Below are 20,542 nucleotides of genomic sequence, written 5' to 3'. Positions count from 1 at the left end.
ATCACTCCATCGAAAATTCATCGAATTACACTTACTTGCCTTGGCCTCTTCGATTTCATAGCAAACCTTCTACTTGAAATGATATAGAGTATTCCCCCTAACATCCAATAAGGCTCCCAAAACAAAAGACGCCACCACTTAGCATAACTATCGATCTTCATCTCTAATAAATTTATGATTGAAAGTAAAACGGTTGAAAAGTTTACAAGTCCATATAAAAATAACAATATTCCGCTTACGAAAGCCACGAAATAAACAGTCTTGATGAAAAATTTATGTTCCCAATTTCCTAACATCGTCCCTAATAATAAACCGCCTACTAATTTTAGTATCCCCGTTAACCATACGATTAGTACGAAGTCATTTTCTCTTGCTATAGCCATTCGATATATTTCTCCGCCTAATGTAGCTGCTCCAATCATTCCCCCACTCGCCCAATAAAAACTCATTAGAGCAAACAATATCGACCATATAATGCCGGCAAATAATGGCCATGAATACCTTGAATGATTCATTTTTTCTCCTATATACTTTGTTCTCAGGGTTGTCCGCCTGGTCCTACTTCTCCGAAATGTTGTGGACAGGGAATCTTAAAACCGTTTTCAACTTTGCCGTTTCAGTTTTTCGGGGATCGGACAAATATATTTCCCTGTGAATTTTGCTTGCACGGATAAATCCATGTTCTATGCAGTACGCTTCCATTCGCGCAAAGCTTTCCGGCTCATCGTCAAAGCTTCCGATATGCATCATTTGACAACTCAATCCATCTTCTTCTTGTTCGAACCGGACTTTCTCAAGGTAAGGATTTGGCCTTTTACTCATCGTCGTTTCCAGAAATCGTTCGAACCCTTTTTCAGTCAAAAAGTCGGGCTGGCGAATCATAATCGTGTACTTAAAATTGCTTTTATCTGTCGCAGGCTTTGACCGATCAAGCAAGTCCCATACGCCCTCAAGTGGAAAAACCGTATATTCATAGTATCCAGCCGGTACATCATCACTTTTATAAGACATCCTCACTGCATAGCTCAAACTGTATAAAGCTTCTGTCGCTTTTGTAAATTCCTTGCCGTTAGGGTCCCCAGAACCACTGACCTTAAAAAACGGCATCTTCGGCACTTCGACAATTTCCGGTAACGTTTTTGGTAAATAGAGATGTTTATAATCTTTTTTATAATCTACCTTTTTACTCAAAGCCAATTTCCCCTTTATTCAATATGTTGAGGGAGTAAGCCACACAGCGTGAATATTATGTTATACGCTATTACTGCAATCATGGATTATGCCAACACCTTACCTTAATGCCACGTACATATCGATCTCATTTTCCGCACTTTCCGGGTTGTACCTCTCATCCCAAACTTCAAAATCATACCCTTTTGGTGCATGTCCATGTTTACGCATCCATTGTCCATAAAGGTAATCATACGACCGTCCCAACTCTGACTCGAGACCTTTATGTGTATAAGATACATATTTACTTTCAGAAACTTGATGGCTCACCATCCCTGATGGTACTGCGTCACTTTCATTCACCTCATAACAAAATAGTTGGGTAAAGCGATCGATCCTTGGATTAAATCCAGGTTTCATCGGATAAATTTGCATTAAAATCACATTCTCATTCTTCTTTAAAAGGATCTCGTCTTTTCTTGATAACAATGAATCATATGTTTTTTTCCCAATGCCAGATTCTAATTCATCTAGGTTTGCCTCAATCCTAAAACCTACAATTGTGAATGCCGGTAATTTTACTTCCGTTGCTTCCATGAGTATCACTCTCCAAGTGTTTTTTTGATTTCTCAATATTTAGATGCCAATACATGCTAATTTGATAGATCTTATCTTAGGGAGTCGGGTGTCTAAGTCTGATCCAGCTCCTCCGAAATCCACGTCTAGGTCGTAGAGGTTCAAAAACCCACCTTGGCTGCAACCTTGGGGTGGGTTTTTACTTTCTCTTGTTGTTATTCCCGATGTAAGATAAAAGAGCAATATCGTAGGTTAATTATACCATTCAGTTACAATTCACAACTTCATCTTAGTAGCCCAGCTTTATTGCTTGTTTGAATTGTGTTTTTGCTTAACCCATATTCATCTCAATTCCATATTTCTTAGCAATCGAAATCAACCTTTGTACCTCTTCAGGGCTAGGAGGCCCCTCTAGAGCTGAAGGCATTTGATCTGGGACAGGAATACTGAGTTCTCTAACAAATTTTTCGAATCCAGAAGGATAAACGGATACTAAAACTTTGGCTAGATCCGTATTTAATTTAAAGGTATGTTCAATTCCACGTGGTGCATGTACATAAGTTCCTGGTGTGGCACGAATAACCTGATCCGCTATAAAGTAGGTAACTTCACCTTCCAGAACATAGAAATTTTCATCCTCTCGGGTATGTACATGTGGCGGTGGCTCAAATCCTTTCCGTTCCTCAGTTTGAATAATTGCGTATTGACCTTGCGTTTCTTCGCCCAACACTAATAAGGAGACCTTATTACCTAAAAATAAGAATGAGTTGTCTTCAGATACTTGACGAGAAAAGGGTATACTTGACATCTTTATCCTCCAATCTTTTAATATTTTTTTGATTCTTTAAATTCATTTCTACAAGCAGAGCAAAAGCTGCTAAAACTATACCCTCCAGCTCTAAATACTTCATTATGTTGGTTCCACACAATAATCAATGTACCTTCAAGCAACGCTCGATGAATAAACCTAGAAATACTGATAAGGGTTTTGTTTCTGTGTTCTGTTAACTTACGAAGAGTCTCGGATTGAAATTCAACATGCTTTTCTTCGTCCTGCAAAATTTGATCACATAGACCATTTAAAACTTTTGAATTCGTACACATTTTAAGTGCTTTATAATAGACCTTTGCTATGATCTCTGCTGTTATCAATACCATGACTGATGATTCTAACCCTGCGAACCTACGGAGCTTTCTGAAAACTTGATCAACCCAGTGGTCTTGAATTAGCGGTATATCTTGTCTTCTCATAAATTTGGCTAAATCTCTTGCGTGCCGTTGTTCTTCTCGAATGAATTCTAATAGTGCATCGTAATAGTCTTGATCTTGCGTTTTTAACACATATTTCTTTGCATTATTTATTAGATACTTCCCTTCTGAATTCTCTCCCAGCTGAAACTGTTGTATAGATTTAATGATTGTTTCGCGTTCATATGTAGATAAATTGTAGTCTTCGTCCCATTCAATCAACTTTAGATTTAACTTGTTATTTAGAAAGTAATTTTTCCAAAAGTTGAAGTCCATGGTTTTACTCCATATCAATTTGGTTTATGTCAGATAACATTCTTGTACCCGATATAATTATTTCCCTGATTGATTATTGTAATTTCTTATCATCATTCCAGTTGCCCTTATCATCCCTATATGTGAATAAAACTCCTGAGTATTCTCATCACAAAGCAAATCGATCATATAAAAGTCCTTTAATTGCTCTTTCATTCGTAGAACTAGCTCAGTTCCGATTCCCTTACCTTGATATTCTGGAATAACTTCTAATAAAGGAATGTAAGCTGTTAAGATCTTATCCGATAATGCATTGATAAATCCGACAACTTGTTTCGTATCAGTATCTAAAGCTAGGCATATGAATGTTGAATTTTTTAGTATTTCATAAAATTTATGAATTGGGGGCGGACTTGGCCACCCATGAAAAAAACCAGTGTCTAACTGGGTTGCGTTTATTCCTTCTAATGAATCTAAGTAGATAATCATTAAATTCCCATCTTTCAATTTTTGTCATCCTTGAAACAAATATCATTTATTAGTGCTTGTACTTCGATTTCAACCATTAAATTTGGATCAATTAGACTCTTAACCTCGACCATGGTAGCTACTGGTCTAATGTCCTTAAAATATTGACCATGAGCTTTCCCTATTTCTTCCCATTTACTAATATCAGTTACAAACATTCTTGTTCTTATAACATCGGACATACTTGCTCCTAATTGTTCCAACGTACTTTTAATGATCTCCAAGATATATATTGTTTGTTCATATGCACTGTCTTTACCTACAACTTCTCCGTCCTTCATTGCGGTGGTTCCTGCCACTTCAATAACATTCCCGATTCTAATTGCTCTACTATATCCAACAGCATGTTCCCATGGCGAACCGGTTGAAACTCTTATTCTTTCTCTCATATATATATCCCTCCTGAAAATTCTATAATTTCATCGTCTTAAGCAGCAATTTCATATAACGTCTCTTATAGAAGTTACTGCCATCTTAAACAACCAACCAAATAAACTGTCTTATAATTCCTTTACTTTCGTATCTGTTAAATAGTCATGTATACCCTTTTCCCCTTTATTGAAAAACAAAACTGTGATATACAAAATCCATATTATATTGGGAATCAATATTAAGTTTTGGTTCTCTGGCTTTTCAATACTCCACCAAGGTTGAGGAATCAGAACAATTACATGTGTCAGCTCCCAAGGCAACAACCTAATAAAGGTCTACAAAATGCGATGCGAGTGGTTACAAAAAACTTTCAATCGGTTTTTTGACTTAAACTTAGCAATTGTTTTTTGAGTAACATGATCTGTCCAATATGATATGCATTATGAATACATAAATTTGATACTACTCCCCACCATGGAGCATTGAAATATGATGGGATTTCTGTTATTAGTTTGTGATCCTCACTTTCCTCAAGGGCCCTATTCCAACTTTTAAAGACTGTTTCAAGTCTCTGTAGGGTCTTCTTCCACTCAATATCATTTATAGAATGTGGATTCACGTAAAACGTATCATCATTATTTATTGAACTTTTCGATTCAAATTGTTCAAGGTTATATCTCTCAAGCCATTTCTCATTCCAAAAATTGAGATGATTCACTATCGACCAAATGGATTGTTTACTTTCATTCTCCCATGCAGCTTGTGCTGCATTTAAATCTATTAAAATCTCTTGAAGAGGAATAAACCAGCTCTTATCGTTATAACAAGCGTTTAATTGATCTAAGAGAATAGATTTATAATTCATCCCTATACCTCACTTCTCGATTAATACCGTGTTATCAGATGCAGCCAATTTCTCTGAGTTACAGTCTCACTATATCTAAATCTGACTAAGTCTTTCAATTGCGTGCTTTTCGTTTAGTAAGAAAAAGACATCTTTCCCCTTATTACTTTCATATCTAAGACAAATCGGTCACACCCTGTTTGGCATCTAATTGTTGCCATAAGATCCAGGGCAGATTGAGTATCATATATCAATAGTTCATTGCTATGTACAAGGGCAATTTCCATACCATTCTCGATTAAATTACTTATATTCATATTAATCTCCCTCTGTATTTAAAGTTCCATATGAACGTGTGTACCATACTTACTTCGATCCTTAAAATACATGTTGTAGATTCATAATTCCTATATCCACTGATGTTTCGATATATCCTTTAATCTGGATAAAACTAAAGACATTGAGTGGTTCATCTATTACTTGTTGTTCATAATCCATATCACCTAGAACATAAGGGACAAATTCTACAACATCACTGGACTTTACCTCCTGCAGGTCAATGACCGCAGGTGAATCACAGATTGCTTTCCTCATTTCATCAGTACAACCATAGTGTTCTAAGAGTTTTCCATTCAGTAATCTGAAATCATTGTGATACGAAGGGTACACTCCAGCATCTGCTTCCATACGGTTCCGCAATCACGGCATATAAAATCCCTTCAACCACTGATCATCGGCAATTAAATGTGCATAATATCCGAGCACATATAAGTTAGCAGAATACGATTTATATTTATCTAGAAATCCACGATAATCAATGTATCTTGTATAATTCTGATGATCTCCCTTGTAGAAATGCGATTCATTCTTTGTTGGAACAGCATCAGGAGCGAGACAGCCTAATAAAAAGGAAGTTCGATCTACGATATTTAATGTTTGGGCAATTCTATTGCCGATAATCAAATGCATGATTCTGGACCCCATAATTAGAATCACCTCAAAGGTATTGTATCCTTAGGTATGCGACCCTAACTGCAGCGTGAATGGAATGTTATGTAAAGTTCGATGCCTCATCGAGTTCGGCCACAAACAAATCTATTATCGGTCTTGTGTATGTATCGAATTTCATCAAGTCTGAAAGAGCTATCCAAGCAATTTCTATAATTTCTTCATTGTCCATTATGCTCTTGTCGGTTTCCTCAATTCCAGAAATGATTTCCGCCCTAAATGTATGTTTTTCTCCATCGAAATGCATCTTTGTCAAAATACGCACTTCATAGCCTGTTTCTTCTTTGACTTCCCGTACACATGCTTCTTCTGGTGTTTCCCCTTCTTCGATTCCTCCACCAGGGAAATTCCACACAATATCTCCTCTATGAACATACTGGCGGACCATAAGCACTTTGTTTTCTTTAATGATAACTGCTTGAGAAAGGATATAATCATCTCTCTTCTTATTTAATAAACACTCGTATTTGACAAACGTATCTCGTGTTCACGAACCCGAGAACCTTAAGGCTCCAAAGGAGCCGGCCGCGACGCGATTAGGTTTCGCTGGGTTGGCCGCCTGATCCGCTCTCTCGAAATATCCTCGGACGGACCGACCAGCCATCCAGGCTGCGATGTGTAAATACGGTGTTAGCTGAAGTTGTTAGACTTCTTAGAAATACCCCACAAGATAATTAGATAAATTTGAAATACAGCTAGCCATATAACTATTGTGTATAAGTTCAGCTTGATTATTAGATCTCTTATATATAATGTCTCTGAATCGGGATTCATCAGATACCCGCTTGTAATACCCCAATTAAAGTAATGAAAAAAATTACTAACCAACAAACAAATACAGGAAAATGAAAATAAAAGATACAGCCATAAACTTTTATGCTTCTTAATCAAAATTTCTTTCGAATTAATGATAATTAAGTAGCCTGGCACGACAAATAGATTAAAACCCATCTCTAGTAATGTCGTTATTGTGCTCTCTTCTGATAGCAATTCTGTAATTATCCAAAAAATCAAAAATAAAATATGTCCTAGAAAAATTGGTGCTATGTTTCTTATAAATATGTTATTTTGTAGCTTGACCTTAATCACTTTCACCCCTTCTAACAATTTCATCTAACGTTCTTGTATTCACGAACCCGAGAGGCTTAAGGCGGCAATATCTTTATCAAAATTTTCCTTTACTCTTCATTCGATCTATAAATTCATTTACCTGTTTTCTTGTGCTTAAGATGATAACTTGCTTTTGATCTTTCACTGTCTCTAATGCTTTTATGATTTTTGGTCTACTTCTCTTTTTATAATTCCAAACCCATACAAAAAATGCCCAGTCTAGTTTTTCAGGGCATTCTTCGTTAAGATCAGGTCTTGTTTTTCCATGATATTTTATTCTTCGTTTTATAATTCGATAGATACACAATATCCTGGGCATATCAAGAAAAATTACTGTATCAGCCCTCTTTAGTCTTAGATCAATTGTTCTTGAGTAATTGCCATCAATTATCCATCGTTCTTGTTTTGCAGCTTCTTCTACAAAATGATCCCATTCCTCGTTAGGAGTCGGAACCCAACTTGGTTTCCAATAATACCTGTCCAAATGTATGATTGGCAGGTTTGTTGCTTTGTTTAGCTCTTGAGAAAGGGTCGACTTACCCGAACCGGCTGATCCGATTACTAAAATGCGGTTCATCAAATCTCTCCTGTTTTTTAGGTCTCACGATTTCTTCTAACGTTCATTGTCCGCCTGATCCAGCTTCCTCGAAAATGCCTCGGATGGACCGAGGGTAGGCGAACGCCGGCTCGATGTGTGAATACGGTGTTAACCGAAGGAATCGACCTCCTTGAATACACTTTCAATCCGTTTTTGTTAATATTGGATCATCTACATTAAAATTGATTATTTTTATTTGATATCTATTAAACAATTCCTCAGCCTCAATGTGAGACCATTCTTTGTACTTACCATCAGTTTTAAATTCAACAGCATCAAACGGGGCATAAATTAATTCAAAATTTGAGCCTTTCCCTTCCATAAAACTTTCAGGACAGCCAGGCTCATAATTGATTTCTTGATTATCACTAATTTTAAGTAACGTTATTCTTTCAATTCCACTTGCAAAATAGTCTTTCCACTTGTGATATTTACCTACTCCTTCATTCATTCCAATCCCATCATATTTACAAATTAAGGAGTCCTTTATTGTCAGTAATTTACCTTGACTTTCAAATTCCAGTCTAAATGGAAACTCAGCATAGGTTAGTTTAGGAGCTGGAGGCGCAGGCTCTAACCATATACCAATAGCAATTAGCAACCAAGGAAGTATGGCGAATACAACAATCAGCATAATTGGTGCAAGTGCAATTATTGATAATATAATTAGGACCTTTTTCATTTTTCTCTCCTGATATTTTTACTTTCGATTCTTTCGGATAACGTCTTACGTATTTACGAACCCGAGAGCCTTAAGGTCACGAAGTGACCGGCCGTGACGCGGTTAGGTTCGCAGGGTTGTCCGCCTGGATCCACTTCATCGAAAATACATCGGGCGGACCGAGCAGCCATAAGGCTGCGATGCGTGAATACGATTTTAGGTGAAGTCAGTCACCTCTTCGAGATTGCCCTCAATATTCTTTGAGATCTTCCTTAATATGATCTCAACGATTTCCTTCGTAGCCAAATTATCAGTCTCTATATGTTCTTGGAATCTATTACTCCGTAGTGCCTCAACACATTTTTTTGTTTGCTTATAAGACCAACCATCTAACTTATCGCCACGAATTGCTAAGCGTTTATGTATTGTCTCTTCTGAGGCTTTCAAACAAAAATGTTTGATGTCTTTATCAATATCTCTAAAGCCATTATATATGTACTCGAAATTTTCTGATTTATAAATCGTCATTGGTACTATTAAATGTCTTTTATACTTCAGTCTTACTTCAAGGGCGATCTTTACTGTAAGTATTCTCCATAATTCTATATCTTGAAAATCATCTGTCTGTTCTTCTTTAAGTCTAATCTCTTCTGGTACGACTTTTCTAATCATGAGTCCGATTTCCTCTGGGTCATAAATCATGCTATTAGGGATTAAGGGTTGAAGCATGCTTGAAGTAGTTGTCTTTCCGGCTCCAAATGCTCCATTAATCATTATTATCATTATGTCACTCCAAGTTTTGATTTTTTATAGGCTCTTTGACTGATTCACCTAACGTCGTTGTATTCACGAACCCGAGAGGCTTAAGGCGACAAAGTCGCCGGGTGGCTCCGCCACCTAGCCTCGCAGGGTTGTCCGCCTGATTCCGCTCTTCGAAATGCCCCCGACGGACCAAGGGTCGGCGAATGCCGACTCGACGCGTGAATACGGTGTTATGTGCTGTCGAGGCCATCTTGAATTACTTCCAACAATTCTTTTGTTATAGCCAACCGGACCAAACATCAAATCTATTTCCATTCAAGTCATAGAATCTAAAGTTCTTACGATTCCCATCGTACATCCGTACTTCCGAAACTCTTACTCCACGTTCTTTTAATATTTTATATGTTTCATCAATATTCTTTGATCGAAATGTTACCAATTGCATTTCATAGTCAATACCTTCCCAATCATCAGTCAAATATGAGATTTTTACATCATCTTTGTTTTTTACTTGAACCAAAAATATAACTGGGCCAGATCCGAGATTAAAACAATGACCATTCCATTGTAGTCCCAATTTTTCCTGAAACCATTGAATCGATTCTTGTTTGTTTAAAACAGGCAAATAAACTGTGTCGATGAACTCAACGATTTGATCATTTTTTTGAAACATTGTATTCCCTCCCAATACAAATGATTAATTTTCTTGGCATCGATTGCACATAACGTCTCTCTTATTCACGAACCCGAGAACCTTAAGCCTCAACGGGGCGGCCGCGACGCGGTTAGGTTCGCAGGGTTGTCCGCCCGGATTCACTCCCTCGAAATGCCTCGGACATCCTCGAATTACCTAGCAAAATATGTTTTTGACAAATTCTTTGGAGCAACATTTTTCCAAGCAATCCTTATTAGTTCCTTTACTTCATCCTCATTTGCAGTTTCAAGGTTTATATTCATGTAATTAAGATTCGAAAATGCTTCTGGAATCGTGTATGTACTAGGATCCATTCTCGTATAGATTTCTCTTTCTTCCTTTGTAGTCTTAACTGTTACGGTTTTCATGTCGTCTTGGATAACTGTAAAGATCTTATTATTAATTCGAAATGAAGGCTTTCCCCAATGTTGTACTTCTTCTGTTTTAGGCAGAGATAATGCAATTTTTCGCACTTCGGATATTTTCATCATTTGATTTCCCCCCACATTGTGGATTTTCGAGAGCTGAAGTCGACACTTATATGGAGCACTTACAAGTTACTCTTTAGTTCCTTAACTAAATAAATTAATAGATCATCATCCACCATTACTGTTTGGCCTGGTATCACTTGAACATTCTTATAGCTCATACCATTACCGTCCAAGATATATCCGCGAGATGTATACATTCTTTGAGCATTTCCATAATCTTTATAGAGCCCTACGCCTAGTCCTATATATCTTGAGATCTTTGATGCAATGAGTTCTAATTCATGAAATAATCTGCTCGCTATCCGCTTTCTCCTATACTCGGGAAATACGTTCAAATCGTTAATCTCGGGAATGCTATTATCACGAAAAGAAGGATATTGAGATTCAAAGAGTAAATGACAGCAACCTGCTAATGCATCATTGCAATAAGCGGTTAATGTAACTCTTTTACCTTTTTGGTTTTCTTCAAGGCACTTTAGGTAATAATCGCCCCGTTGATACCACCTAAATCGTTTTGCAAACTCTTCATCTAGCAATTCCGCTTCTTCAATTTTGTTTAGTCTTTTTATGTTTATGATATCGTTCATCTTTTTCCCGCTTTCTGTCGATTTCAGCTAACGTTTCCGCATTCACGACGTTCAACTCCCTTAGATAGCTCATATCTTAGGGAGTTGGTTGTGTCGCCTGAATAATCTCCTTGAAAATACATTCGGCAACCAAGGGCGACTGCCCGCAGCGTGAATGCATTGTTATCTGAAGGAGCTCCCAGATACCCACAATCAATCGTTTTTATAATCTCTTGCACCGTGGACAATCGTACTGATAATTATGTTCTCGTCTGATATGTAATAAATCAATCTGTACCTATGAACAAAAAGTTCCCGCACGTTCGGATCGTCCATCTCTGGAACAATGCGTCCTCTGTGCGGGAATTCGTGTAGTGTATTCGCTTAGTCCATCACTTCTTCATAAAATGCTAAGGCGTAGTACGTGGAATCATTAGAAATAAAGTCGACTATGTTTTGTAAGTCCTTGAAAGCAGTGATTGTCCATATTACTTGTTTAGCCATTTATCCATCCTCGCCTTAACTTCCTCGGTCGTCAGTACATTCCCTTCATCTAGATCTTTCAGTCCTTTTTGAATTTTCGATCTTACATACAAAGTGTATTGGATGTCCTCAATCGAACAATCTTCAGGCAATTTATCGATCATTTGTTTAATATCGTCTTTAAGCATTTTCATCACCTCATTGTCATTATAACATCCGTTTTGGTTTTCATTCACGCACTTAAGTTCGCTTCGCTCTTTCAGATAACGTCTCTTGTATTCACGAACCCGAGAACCTTAAGGTCACGAAGTGACCGGCCGCGATGCGGTTAGGTTCGCAGGAGTTGTCCAACCTGCATCAATTCCCTCGAAATGCCTCGGGCGGACCGAGCAGCCGTCAGGCTGCGATGCGTGAATACGATGTTATCTGATGGACACACCATCTTCGAATTACTTGATTAAGCTCTTAAATTATCTCACTTAATTTATTCAATACTTCTTCCCATCGTAATTTCATCTCTTCCCTAACATTCATATCCGATAAATTCTCTTGGTGAAAACTAAGAGTGGTTTTATCTCCGTTAGGGATTGTTCGTATTTGAAGTATTGTTGGTTTTATCCAATTTTCTTTCTTCCAGGTCAATCTAATATTCTGAAACTGATTAACAACTCTTATATTTCCTGAAACTCCATCTTCAGTTAGGTACTGCTGACCTACTTGTATAGAAAAAGCGGGTAGTTCACCTAACCATGTAGTAATTCCTATTGTTGAAGTGATTAGATTCCATGCATTCTCCACAGTAATTGGAAATGTTCTTCTTACACCAACTTGAAAACCTGCTGATACTGTTTGGCCTACAGGTTTTATCTTCTGCATTCATATTCCTCCCAACGTTTAATTGCATTTTTGCGTGTCTTTCAGATAACGTACTTGTATTCACGAACCCGAGAGGCTTAAGGCGACGAAGTCGCCGGGTGGCTCCGCCACTTAGCCTCGCAGGGTTGTCCGCCTGAATCCACTCCCTCGAAATGCCTCGGGTGGACCAAGGGCCGAATGGCCAGATGTGTGAATACGGTGTTATGCGATGCCAGTGCCACCCTGAGTAATCTTCAAACTATGTTGTAGTTCTTATGATCCCATATGGATTCTTTAAAGTAATTGATCGGTTCCATGTAATCTATTGGTTTATGAATCATTCTGTTCAGCCATTTCAAGCGTTCAATATTATCGTAAAAGTCATCCTCAATGAACCATGTAACTTCTTTCATTGTTCCTAGGACACTATTGTTGTTTGTCTTCGAAATAGCTACTTCTGCGCCATATTCTAAATATCTATTGATCAATGTTTCGTTAATTCCCTCACGGAGTGAGTATTCCCGAAAAGTTAAAATGAATTTATCTTTCAATCGTTCTAATTGCCCTGTTCTTATTCCATCAATGATAATAGCTAATCTAGTTAAATCGTTCACAAAGACAATGTGTTTTCGTTTGTTCAAGATATATATATTTGCATGCCAGCTTAAAAACGGAGCTACATTGATGTCTTCAACTGGAGTTGTTTTCATGTCTTTCAATAGGTCTTTAGTAAGTCTTAGAGTAAGCATGCTGTTGTTCCTTTCTCGCACTGGTTTCGCATAACGTCTCTCGTATTCACGAACCCGAGAACCTTAAGCCCCAACGGGGCGGCCGCGACGCGGTTAGGTTCGCAAGGTTGTCCGCACGAATTCACTTCCTCGAAATTCCTCGGGCGGACCAAGGGTCGGCGAATGCCGACCCGCCGCGTGAATACGGTGTTATATGATGCCAGCGCCTTCTCTGAGATATCTTCAAAGATTAATCTTATTATATGAATTGAATATCATTAAACACTTCAGGGTTTTATAAGCTCTCCATTCTAATCTAGCCGTTTCACCCGGAGGCTCCCATTCAATCTGCCATCCGCCATCATCATCTTGTTGGGATTCTAATGTTTTCAAATGATCATGAATTGTATCGTCAGAAAATATACTTCTACAGTAGGAAGTTGATGATGGAGAAAATTCTAGAGGAGAAAGACCATAACTCTGGGAATAGGCATCCAAGCGAAAGAAATTGGCGGTAATAAGTTCTTTAGATAATTTCTGAAATAATCCTTTAATATAGTCTGTTTGGGGTAAGCTTTCTAATAGACAAAATGCAGTTAAAATCGTATGTGCATCTTCATACGAGTTAGAAGAAATGTCTTTCAAACAGCATTCTATTGCTTTATCGAGCCAGGAATCTTCTACTCCTTGCCATTTGAGAAGTCCGACAAGTCCAGTTAGCCTGCTGAATGATGGCTCTGCAGAATGTGAATTATTCCAATGTTCAGCTCTTGGATATTTAGCTGATGAAGGAAAAATTGTTGGAATTCCTTTTACTAGGTCAGCATGTTTTGAAATATAATAACAGGCTTTTTGAGCAAGTTCTTCGTCTTTAATGTTGCAATCATATAAGATACGTAATGCAAATTCCATATAGAGTGGTTGACTACTTGGCGACCGTAAATCTGGCTCTATAGCATTTCCAAAACCACCATCATCGTTCTGATAAGCTTTAAGTGAAATCAGAATATTACTTTTTGACCCACCTTGAAAAACGTATTCAAATATCCTTCTTTCTAATAATCTTCCATGCTTCCAAATGAAATTGGCTGCCTTTTCAAAATTCATATATTCCCCTCCATTGAAATACTTACAGTTGTACTTGCGCAGGTTTCATATAACGTTCTTGTGTTCACGACGCCCCACCGACTAAATGACCCGAAGGGTCCGGCCGCGATGCGGTTAGTCGGTGTGGGTGTGTCCACCTGGATTCATCGAAATCCCTCGGGCGAACCGAGGGCCGAATGGCCCGAAGCGTGAACACGGTGTTATATGAAGTCGTCGACATCTTGAAATACAATCAATTTATTTATAACTGATTTTTCTTATTCTTGGTTTGTTCCCATTTTCTTTTACGAAGTCAAATATAATGATACATAGAAGTGAAATCACATCAGCCATAACTTTTGATATCTTATTAAGATTTGTTGAAATATCTTTATCGTTACTTCTCTTTTCTAGAATCATAAATAATTGATTTACCTGAATATCCTCAGCAAATCTCAAATCATTACTAAATGGATCATCAATACTGATAACAAGTGAAGTATCAAGTTTCTCCTTCTCCAATTCAATTAGAATATTTCTGATAGGTTTTGCATCATTTCTAACATGAAAATTGTTGTAATGAAATACTTTATTTCTCGACTCGTCCATAACACTTTTAACGAAACTATAATCCTGATTGTTATTAATCATTTCAAAAAACTCTTGGTGTCTTTCTTTAAAAAATTCAATTGAGTTCAACTTATCTCTTGACGAACTCATTAAACAACTTTCAATAATATCCATTGATTCTTTAACAAAACCTAGACCCAACTTATAAAAATAAAAAGTAAAATCAGCAAACTTGTCGGAATCTACTAACTCAAACAATAACTTATGTGTTTTTAATAAGTCTTGCAATGCCAATGAAAATGAACATATCCAAAGGTGATAATCTTGCTTTGGGTCTATTAAGTCAGTGATTCTAAATTTGAATTCTAGCTTGCGATAATAATCCATATCGTTCACCATCTCATAATTTGAGTATTACGACGACTTCATATAACGTCTCTCGTATTCACGAACCCGAGAACCTTAAGGTCACGAAGTGACCGGCCGCGATGCGGTTAGGTTCGCAGGGTTGTCCGCCTGACCCCACATCCTCGAAATGCCTCGGGGGGACCGAGGGCCGAATGGCCCGAAGCGTGAATACGATGTTATCTGAAGTACAACACATCTTCGAATACCAATCAGAAATTATAAATCATTCAAGTCTTTTTATTTCCTGAAACAACATTTCTACCCATAAAGACTTACATTTTTAATAAGGTACGATTAAGTTTATAAAGCTGTGCTGTTGCAATCTACTTACTTCTCGGTCCTGAGCAATCGATACATAAACTTCGAATAAATTGATCCAAAAAATTGGTGCGCACGGCAAATGCAAATAAAATTATTAGTAAGAAAAGAACTACTATAGTTATAAAAACAATCATAAATTTTCTTTTTTCATTCTTAATGTATTTTTGTTCTGTCATATCTTGATCTTTCAATTGATTCACCCTCAGTCGTATTTCAGATAACGTCTCTCGTATTCAAGAACCCGAGAGGCTTAAGGCGACAAGGTCGCCGGGTGGCTACGCCACTTAGCCTCGCAGGGTTGTCTGCTTGAATTCTCATCTTCGAAATTCCTCGGGCGGACCGAGCAGCTGATTGGCTGCGATGCGTGAATACGGTGTTATCTAATGCCATTGCCTTCTCGGTTAAACTCATACATCTGTGTTGCCTGGTTTCCATCCCACTTCTTGAGACCAAATATGAGCTCTACTAATGATCTCCCAGACAATCGGTCCTTTGCCTTCAACATACTTTGGTCTTTCGGTCTTAAATAACGCCATTAATCTATGTTTCTCTTGAGCATATTGAACACAATCATCTTTGTGTGATCGCAGATAATCTCTGAACAACAATGTCATTTGTTCTGCGAAACTTCCTGACTGTCTCACATGAATATGAGTTCTTCTGCTTCCTGGAAGTTCCCGAAAATACTTTTTCGTTTTGTCTGGATTTTCTATCCGAAGTTCAAACCCTAAATCCTCAATCTGTCTTTTGTATTTTGATTCTTCTCCGAAATCACGAACAGATATCTGTATATCTATTATTGGTTTTGCATCCATTCCCACAATAGATGTAGAGCCAATATGATCGATCCGATGAGCGGTTTCCTTAAGTGACGCCCTTAGTCTTATTGCTAGCTCCTGAAATAATTGAGCCCAAGTAGGATCATACTGGGCTATTCTCCATTGATCTTCCATGAGCAGCTCCTTTGACTGTATTCCACAATGGTTTCAGATAACGTCTTTCGTATTCACGAACCCGAGAACCTTAAGGCTCCGGAGGAGCCGGCCGCGACGCGGTTAGGTTCGCAGGGTTGTCCGCCTGATCCCGCTTCCCGAAATTCCTCGGGCGGACCGAGCAGCCGAACGGCTGCGATGCGTGAATACGGTGTTATCCGATGCCTCCGACTTCCTGGCTCACTCTCAAAATGCCCTGTTCTTCTTTCCGATCTTATATTTTGTCGACATTAATTAATGATCCACTATAAAATCACATAGATTATTCTCATAATCATCCGAATGACAATATGGATGATCAGTTGGACTACTTTGAATCGCAAAATCGATTAAATACTGATCGTTTGGGTATTCTTTGAAGCTCTCATAATATATGAATACTCTAACATCAAATTTAGCTGGAGGTAGGGCATTAATAACCTTATTTAAATCCCCAGATGTCAATGCTCCATTTTTCTTTCTTAATTTTATCCAGATATCATGTCCATTATTACTCCAGTAACGTAGAGTTTCAGTCTTGCTTTCATTATCATCAAATTCCAATGGTGCTATTTTTTTAACAAAACTTGTTTTTAACTCTCTCATATAACTTTCCACATAAGGCTTCACACGGTGTGCTTGATAAGTATCCACCACATTATTCCCGGCTTCAAAAATAGGCAGAGTAAGAATAGCAGCACCAACAATGATTACTATACTTGTTCCAATATAGGAATAGGAATTGTAAATGAGCCTGCCGAGCAACAAAAAAACTATTGTTCCTACTACAGCCAAAGCGGCAACCCCGAAAGCGGCCGGCTTATTATCATTGCTAAGTAATCCGTCACCAAGATTAAAGATAAAAAAAAGAAATGAGTAAAAACATCCAACGCCGACTCCTACAGCAGATAACAAGTAGATAGTCTTCAAAAATGTTCTCAGAATTCCCACATCCATGTTCTCAATTAATTATCATCCTATTTTATCAGCATGAGTTTCATCTAATGTTTATTCCTTGAACTCGGAGGTTTCGGATAACGTTTCCGTGTTCACGACGTCCCACCACCCTAAGGTCCGAAGGACCGGCCGCGATGCGGTTGGGTGGTGCGGAAGTGTCCCGGCAATCACTTCTTCGACTGATCTTCCGGGACTGAGGCAGCTTGTCTGCCGATGCGTGAACACATTGTTATACGAAGCCACAACATTACGCCGGATTTCGCGTAATAAAATCTCTAACAGACTGTGAATAAAGCAAAACCTGTTCTTTCGTATACTCGGAATATTTCCCATGTGCTGCTTTATTCCTCAAATCGAGCCAAGATGTAATATTTTTTTGATCTAATTTTGAGTATGCATTGTTCGAAGCTAACTCTGAGTTGAATCGGTCTGCTTTCTTTGGTTTTCCATTATCCATAGTTAAAATATGATTCCTGTCACAAAGCTTCCTTAGGTGTTCCTCTAATACACTTCCAATCATAACAGCAGCTGGATCCTTGTATCCTTCACTAATTAAATAGTCTGCCATATCTATAAAATCTGAGAAGACATCAGCATGTATTAATTCTTGAATGGTTTGAATGTATCCAGATTCATATTCACTTCTGATTGCTTTCAATATTCCTGCGAATGATTTCATAATATACGAATTATCTACACCATATCTCGTTGCGATTGATTTTGCATTTTCTCTATGAATTGAACCTGGAGGTGTAAGTCTATTAATCGTCGAGTCAATTAACGAGATAACCTCCATAACCTGATCTCCAGGTAGATCGGAACAATCCTCATAACGCGATTGACTTTTTAAGGTGTTCCACTTACTAAGCACATAATCTATCTGCTCGGTTATTGATTGAATATTCATCCTGAATCCTCCCATAAAAACTTGTTTGTTGTGGTTTCGTATAACGTCTCCCGTATTCACGACGCGACCCAGCCTTAGATAGCTCCTATCTTAGGCTGGGTCGTGTGTTGTCTGAGCTTCTTCCTCGATTATACTTCTGACAACCAAGGGGCGTAAGGCCCGCAGCGTGAATGCGATGTTATACGAAGTCTTGGCCATCCTGAATTACATTCTAATTCACTTTATCATCTGTGCTTCAAATTCTTTTGCAATGATAAAAGAATCTTCAAGGAGAAGAACTTTATAGTTATTAGTCTGTTGCTGTCCCTTAGCTATAATGCTGCTTCGAACCCCCTGTTCTTGGAGTGCTCTGTTGTATACATTGATGATTTGCTCGGGACCGGTAGCAAGTAATCCGTTGCCTTGTTCAAGTAGCCAATTCACTTTCTCATTAAACAAACTTCCAAATGGGATCCATTGCTTTGTAATATCAATGTGTTCTCGATATAGCTTTCCAATCAATGCCTCTATGTCATTAGGGATGCTTGAAAAGTATAGTTCGAAATCTGGCTGGTTGTACCGCCAAAGTAATATGTGTTCATCATACTCTTCAATAGATTCAAAATAACAAAAACTGATCTTATGGTCGTGTACGTCTTTGCAGGTTAACTTCCATGTTTGTATTACATCAGTTTGATATTGATAAACGATATCTAAGGATAATTCTAATTCATCGTCAGTGCGCTTAACACATTCCGTAATTCTAAAGAAGACATCATCTTCAAGAGGAGTCTCATCTAATGTTTTCAACAATTCATTTATCATTAGCTTCTCACCCCTTTAATATCTAGCCAAGATTTCGTATAACGTCTCTCGTATTCACGAACCCGAGAACCTTAAGCCCTAACGGGGCGGCCGCAACGCGGTTAGGTTCGCAGGGTTGTCCGCCTGATCCAGCTCCATAGAAAATTCCTCGGGCGGACCGAGCAGCCGAACGGCTGCGATGCGTGAATACAGTGTTAGATGAAGTCACCCACTACTGAGAATACACATGCATCATCTTTGTGAAATAAACCCAGCTTTAAGTTTCAAAGCTGGGTTTAGTAATGACCTATTTTAATTACTTTTTCTTGTGATAATGATAACCAGTACATAGACCTTTCTGTTTTGATTTAGCAGAGCAGTTATGTCCGCCTCGCTTATCGGTTCTTCCTGAATGTGCAAATGCAGTCGAAGATGTACCAACTAATAATGCCACGGCAATTAAAATCATGATAATCTTTTTCATGTAATCACCTTTTCCCCTATGCCTTAGGGTTGGATTAGCTCTCAACATCATTCTACATCATTTTCCATATCTAGGATATAATCAAGTTTCAATTTTACTATTCGGGTGATTTTATCTAACGTCTCTCGTATTCACGAACCCGAGAACCTTAAGCCCTAACGGGGCGGCCGCAACGCGGTTAGGTTCGCAGGGTTGTCCGCCTGATTCCTCTTCTTCGAAATGCTTCGGGCGGACCGAGCAGCCGTCAGGCTGCGATGCGTGAATACGGTGTTATCAGAAGTTATTGCCTTCTTGATATACTCACACAAGATCTTTAGATAGCTCGCTCTTTATGATTTTCAACATTGCGTTCCGAATAACTCCACTAAAAAATCCAATAAAAGACCAGTAAATCGAGAATTTTTTATGTGCATTTTTACTTGTGCAGTGAATTCGTGTTTCTGTTGTTAAATATAGACCGTCTTGTTTCTTCTCATATCGAAAGTTCCAAGCAGCCTTTATAAAATCTGATTGATCAAATTCAGAAAAACCGCTTGGGGTAGTATGTATAATGTTTCCCTTCAACTTCCATGGTTGAGCAATTAAGCCTAGTACGATTTCACTTTTATTCTGATCCAATAAAATAAAACCTGCCCTTAATGCCTTATCAAAATTGAGCTTCTTCGTGGACAAACCACGTAAGAAAAACAAAAACCGTATTATTCTCGATTTTCCGAAATCAACATGGTTCATTATTGAATTTTCAGGGATCTCCTTATTGTTTAATAGAATCTGATTACATTTAGCAAAGTCCCACCGAGGTAGATATTTATCAATAAGCTTCACTGATTCTACCTCCTTAAACATCCTGCGATAATTTCTGATAACGTCGTTGTATTCACGAACCCGAGAACCTTAAGGCTCCGGAGGAGTCGGCCGCGACGCGGTTAGGTTCGCAGGGTTGTCCGCTTGAAACAGCTTCCTCGATTTGCCTCGAGCGGACTGAGCAGCCGTAAGGCTGCGATGCGTGAATACGGTGTTATCTGATGCTGCTGACATCTCTGAAATAACTTCACAATCTGTTATCACATTTTTCGAACTTACATTTCATTGCAATCAAACGTTTT

27 protein-coding genes and 1 pseudogene are annotated in these 20,542 nt (G+C 38.2%); all 28 read right to left on the bottom strand.

Going from position 1 to position 20,542, the window contains the following annotated elements; all coding sequences use genetic code 11:
- Positions 1-17: 17 nt before the first annotated feature.
- Complete coding sequence (locus E5161_RS00145) at positions 18-515, bottom strand: DUF3995 domain-containing protein (RefSeq protein WP_136775580.1); 498 nt, start codon at positions 513-515, stop codon at positions 18-20.
- A 43-nt stretch (positions 516-558) separates the two neighbouring features.
- A complete protein-coding gene (locus E5161_RS00140) occupies positions 559-1,191 on the bottom strand; it encodes a GyrI-like domain-containing protein (protein ID WP_136775579.1) in 633 nt (210 codons plus the stop codon).
- A 99-nt stretch (positions 1,192-1,290) separates the two neighbouring features.
- On the bottom strand, positions 1,291-1,767 hold the full coding sequence (locus E5161_RS00135) for a GyrI-like domain-containing protein (RefSeq protein WP_136775578.1): 477 nt from the start codon (positions 1,765-1,767) through the stop codon (positions 1,291-1,293).
- Between the two features lie 310 nt (positions 1,768-2,077).
- Entirely contained in the window at positions 2,078-2,554 is a 477-nt protein-coding gene (locus E5161_RS00130; protein WP_136775577.1) for a cupin domain-containing protein, read from the bottom strand.
- Between the two features lie 17 nt (positions 2,555-2,571).
- Positions 2,572-3,270 carry a ferritin-like domain-containing protein gene (locus tag E5161_RS00125; RefSeq protein ID WP_136775576.1) on the bottom strand — a complete coding sequence of 233 codons (699 nt, stop codon included), beginning with the start codon at positions 3,268-3,270 and terminating at the stop codon, positions 2,572-2,574.
- Between the two features lie 57 nt (positions 3,271-3,327).
- Positions 3,328-3,756 (bottom strand): GNAT family N-acetyltransferase, encoded by a 429-nt coding sequence (locus E5161_RS00120; RefSeq protein WP_342773804.1) that lies wholly within the window; start codon positions 3,754-3,756, stop codon positions 3,328-3,330.
- Positions 3,753-4,166, bottom strand: coding sequence for a RidA family protein (locus tag E5161_RS00115; protein ID WP_136775575.1), 414 nt, complete (start codon positions 4,164-4,166; stop codon positions 3,753-3,755). The genes E5161_RS00120 and E5161_RS00115 overlap by 4 nt, the downstream gene beginning before the upstream one ends.
- 353 nt (positions 4,167-4,519) lie before the next feature.
- A complete protein-coding gene (locus E5161_RS00110; RefSeq protein WP_136775574.1) occupies positions 4,520-5,014 on the bottom strand; it encodes a DinB family protein in 495 nt (164 codons plus the stop codon).
- A gap of 357 nt (positions 5,015-5,371) precedes the next feature.
- A complete protein-coding gene (locus tag E5161_RS21315; protein WP_342773803.1) occupies positions 5,372-5,680 on the bottom strand; it encodes a hypothetical protein in 309 nt (102 codons plus the stop codon).
- Between the two features lie 12 nt (positions 5,681-5,692).
- The gene (locus tag E5161_RS21310) at positions 5,693-5,962 is read right to left on the bottom strand and encodes a zinc dependent phospholipase C family protein (protein ID WP_342773802.1); all 270 of its coding nucleotides are present in this window, start codon (positions 5,960-5,962) and stop codon (positions 5,693-5,695) included.
- A gap of 82 nt (positions 5,963-6,044) precedes the next feature.
- The gene (locus E5161_RS00095) at positions 6,045-6,410 is read right to left on the bottom strand and encodes an NUDIX hydrolase (RefSeq protein WP_281279838.1); all 366 of its coding nucleotides are present in this window, start codon (positions 6,408-6,410) and stop codon (positions 6,045-6,047) included.
- 756 nt (positions 6,411-7,166) lie between these two features.
- A complete protein-coding gene (locus tag E5161_RS00090; RefSeq protein WP_136775572.1) occupies positions 7,167-7,688 on the bottom strand; it encodes a DNA topology modulation protein in 522 nt (173 codons plus the stop codon).
- 163 nt (positions 7,689-7,851) lie between these two features.
- The gene (locus E5161_RS00085) at positions 7,852-8,391 is read right to left on the bottom strand and encodes a hypothetical protein (RefSeq protein ID WP_136775571.1); all 540 of its coding nucleotides are present in this window, start codon (positions 8,389-8,391) and stop codon (positions 7,852-7,854) included.
- Between the two features lie 195 nt (positions 8,392-8,586).
- On the bottom strand, positions 8,587-9,153 hold the full coding sequence (locus E5161_RS00080; protein WP_136775570.1) for an AAA family ATPase: 567 nt from the start codon (positions 9,151-9,153) through the stop codon (positions 8,587-8,589).
- A 256-nt stretch (positions 9,154-9,409) separates the two neighbouring features.
- On the bottom strand, positions 9,410-9,805 hold the full coding sequence (locus E5161_RS00075) for a VOC family protein (RefSeq protein WP_136775569.1): 396 nt from the start codon (positions 9,803-9,805) through the stop codon (positions 9,410-9,412).
- Between the two features lie 173 nt (positions 9,806-9,978).
- Positions 9,979-10,317, bottom strand: coding sequence for an MmcQ/YjbR family DNA-binding protein (locus E5161_RS00070; RefSeq protein WP_136775568.1), 339 nt, complete (start codon positions 10,315-10,317; stop codon positions 9,979-9,981).
- A 59-nt stretch (positions 10,318-10,376) separates the two neighbouring features.
- Positions 10,377-10,904: a GNAT family N-acetyltransferase gene (locus E5161_RS00065; RefSeq protein ID WP_136775567.1), complete on the bottom strand. Its 528-nt coding sequence runs from the start codon at positions 10,902-10,904 to the stop codon at positions 10,377-10,379.
- A gap of 192 nt (positions 10,905-11,096) precedes the next feature.
- Positions 11,097-11,252 (bottom strand): annotated as a pseudogene (locus E5161_RS21360) (type II toxin-antitoxin system RelE/ParE family toxin); the annotation flags it as partial.
- 579 nt (positions 11,253-11,831) lie between these two features.
- The gene (locus E5161_RS00050) at positions 11,832-12,242 is read right to left on the bottom strand and encodes an SRPBCC family protein (protein WP_136775565.1); all 411 of its coding nucleotides are present in this window, start codon (positions 12,240-12,242) and stop codon (positions 11,832-11,834) included.
- A gap of 233 nt (positions 12,243-12,475) precedes the next feature.
- Positions 12,476-12,970 carry a DUF6933 domain-containing protein gene (locus tag E5161_RS00045; protein ID WP_136775564.1) on the bottom strand — a complete coding sequence of 165 codons (495 nt, stop codon included), beginning with the start codon at positions 12,968-12,970 and terminating at the stop codon, positions 12,476-12,478.
- 222 nt (positions 12,971-13,192) lie between these two features.
- Positions 13,193-14,056, bottom strand: a complete 864-nt coding sequence (locus tag E5161_RS00040; protein WP_136775563.1) for a hypothetical protein — start codon at positions 14,054-14,056, stop codon at positions 13,193-13,195.
- Positions 14,057-14,293: 237 nt separating this feature from the next.
- Positions 14,294-14,992, bottom strand: a complete 699-nt coding sequence (locus tag E5161_RS00035; protein WP_136775562.1) for a hypothetical protein — start codon at positions 14,990-14,992, stop codon at positions 14,294-14,296.
- Between the two features lie 749 nt (positions 14,993-15,741).
- Complete coding sequence (locus tag E5161_RS00030; protein WP_136775561.1) at positions 15,742-16,287, bottom strand: GrpB family protein; 546 nt, start codon at positions 16,285-16,287, stop codon at positions 15,742-15,744.
- Between the two features lie 273 nt (positions 16,288-16,560).
- On the bottom strand, positions 16,561-17,220 hold the full coding sequence (locus E5161_RS00025) for a hypothetical protein (protein ID WP_136775560.1): 660 nt from the start codon (positions 17,218-17,220) through the stop codon (positions 16,561-16,563).
- Positions 17,221-17,509: 289 nt separating this feature from the next.
- Positions 17,510-18,169, bottom strand: coding sequence for a DUF4145 domain-containing protein (locus tag E5161_RS00020; RefSeq protein WP_136775559.1), 660 nt, complete (start codon positions 18,167-18,169; stop codon positions 17,510-17,512).
- A gap of 216 nt (positions 18,170-18,385) precedes the next feature.
- The gene (locus E5161_RS00015; protein WP_136775558.1) at positions 18,386-18,973 is read right to left on the bottom strand and encodes a hypothetical protein; all 588 of its coding nucleotides are present in this window, start codon (positions 18,971-18,973) and stop codon (positions 18,386-18,388) included.
- Positions 18,974-19,268: 295 nt separating this feature from the next.
- A complete protein-coding gene (locus E5161_RS00010; RefSeq protein ID WP_136775557.1) occupies positions 19,269-19,436 on the bottom strand; it encodes a YHYH domain-containing protein in 168 nt (55 codons plus the stop codon).
- A gap of 300 nt (positions 19,437-19,736) precedes the next feature.
- Complete coding sequence (locus tag E5161_RS00005) at positions 19,737-20,261, bottom strand: hypothetical protein (protein ID WP_136775556.1); 525 nt, start codon at positions 20,259-20,261, stop codon at positions 19,737-19,739.
- Positions 20,262-20,542: the final 281 nt, after the last annotated feature.

It is taken from the genome of Cohnella pontilimi, from assembly GCF_005049045.1.
Lineage (GTDB): Bacteria > Bacillota > Bacilli > Paenibacillales > Paenibacillaceae > Cohnella > Cohnella pontilimi.
Note: the sequence above shows the minus strand (reverse complement) of the source record. Positions and strands in the feature narration are given on the sequence as shown.

Coding starts and splice junctions, on each gene's coding strand:
- E5161_RS00090 (WP_136775572.1), bottom strand. CDS start 7,688: ATGAACCGCATTTTAGTAATCGGATCAGCCGGTTCGGGTAAGTCGACC.
- E5161_RS00145 (WP_136775580.1), bottom strand. CDS start 515: ATGAATCATTCAAGGTATTCATGGCCATTATTTGCCGGCATTATATGG.
- E5161_RS00080 (WP_136775570.1), bottom strand. CDS start 9,153: ATGATAATAATGATTAATGGAGCATTTGGAGCCGGAAAGACAACTACT.
- E5161_RS00115 (WP_136775575.1), bottom strand. CDS start 4,166: ATGAGAGAAAGAATAAGAGTTTCAACCGGTTCGCCATGGGAACATGCT.
- E5161_RS00110 (WP_136775574.1), bottom strand. CDS start 5,014: ATGAATTATAAATCTATTCTCTTAGATCAATTAAACGCTTGTTATAAC.
- E5161_RS00020 (WP_136775559.1), bottom strand. CDS start 18,169: ATGAATATTCAATCAATAACCGAGCAGATAGATTATGTGCTTAGTAAG.
- E5161_RS00045 (WP_136775564.1), bottom strand. CDS start 12,970: ATGCTTACTCTAAGACTTACTAAAGACCTATTGAAAGACATGAAAACA.
- E5161_RS21310 (WP_342773802.1), bottom strand. CDS start 5,962: ATGCATTTGATTATCGGCAATAGAATTGCCCAAACATTAAATATCGTA.
- E5161_RS00050 (WP_136775565.1), bottom strand. CDS start 12,242: ATGCAGAAGATAAAACCTGTAGGCCAAACAGTATCAGCAGGTTTTCAA.
- E5161_RS00030 (WP_136775561.1), bottom strand. CDS start 16,287: ATGGAAGATCAATGGAGAATAGCCCAGTATGATCCTACTTGGGCTCAA.
- E5161_RS00035 (WP_136775562.1), bottom strand. CDS start 14,992: ATGGATTATTATCGCAAGCTAGAATTCAAATTTAGAATCACTGACTTA.
- E5161_RS00085 (WP_136775571.1), bottom strand. CDS start 8,391: ATGAAAAAGGTCCTAATTATATTATCAATAATTGCACTTGCACCAATT.
- E5161_RS00040 (WP_136775563.1), bottom strand. CDS start 14,056: ATGAATTTTGAAAAGGCAGCCAATTTCATTTGGAAGCATGGAAGATTA.
- E5161_RS00075 (WP_136775569.1), bottom strand. CDS start 9,805: ATGTTTCAAAAAAATGATCAAATCGTTGAGTTCATCGACACAGTTTAT.
- E5161_RS00130 (WP_136775577.1), bottom strand. CDS start 2,554: ATGTCAAGTATACCCTTTTCTCGTCAAGTATCTGAAGACAACTCATTC.
- E5161_RS00010 (WP_136775557.1), bottom strand. CDS start 19,436: ATGAAAAAGATTATCATGATTTTAATTGCCGTGGCATTATTAGTTGGT.
- E5161_RS21315 (WP_342773803.1), bottom strand. CDS start 5,680: ATGGAAGCAGATGCTGGAGTGTACCCTTCGTATCACAATGATTTCAGA.
- E5161_RS00070 (WP_136775568.1), bottom strand. CDS start 10,317: ATGATGAAAATATCCGAAGTGCGAAAAATTGCATTATCTCTGCCTAAA.
- E5161_RS00065 (WP_136775567.1), bottom strand. CDS start 10,904: ATGAACGATATCATAAACATAAAAAGACTAAACAAAATTGAAGAAGCG.
- E5161_RS00015 (WP_136775558.1), bottom strand. CDS start 18,973: ATGATAAATGAATTGTTGAAAACATTAGATGAGACTCCTCTTGAAGAT.
- E5161_RS00135 (WP_136775578.1), bottom strand. CDS start 1,767: ATGGAAGCAACGGAAGTAAAATTACCGGCATTCACAATTGTAGGTTTT.
- E5161_RS00125 (WP_136775576.1), bottom strand. CDS start 3,270: ATGGACTTCAACTTTTGGAAAAATTACTTTCTAAATAACAAGTTAAAT.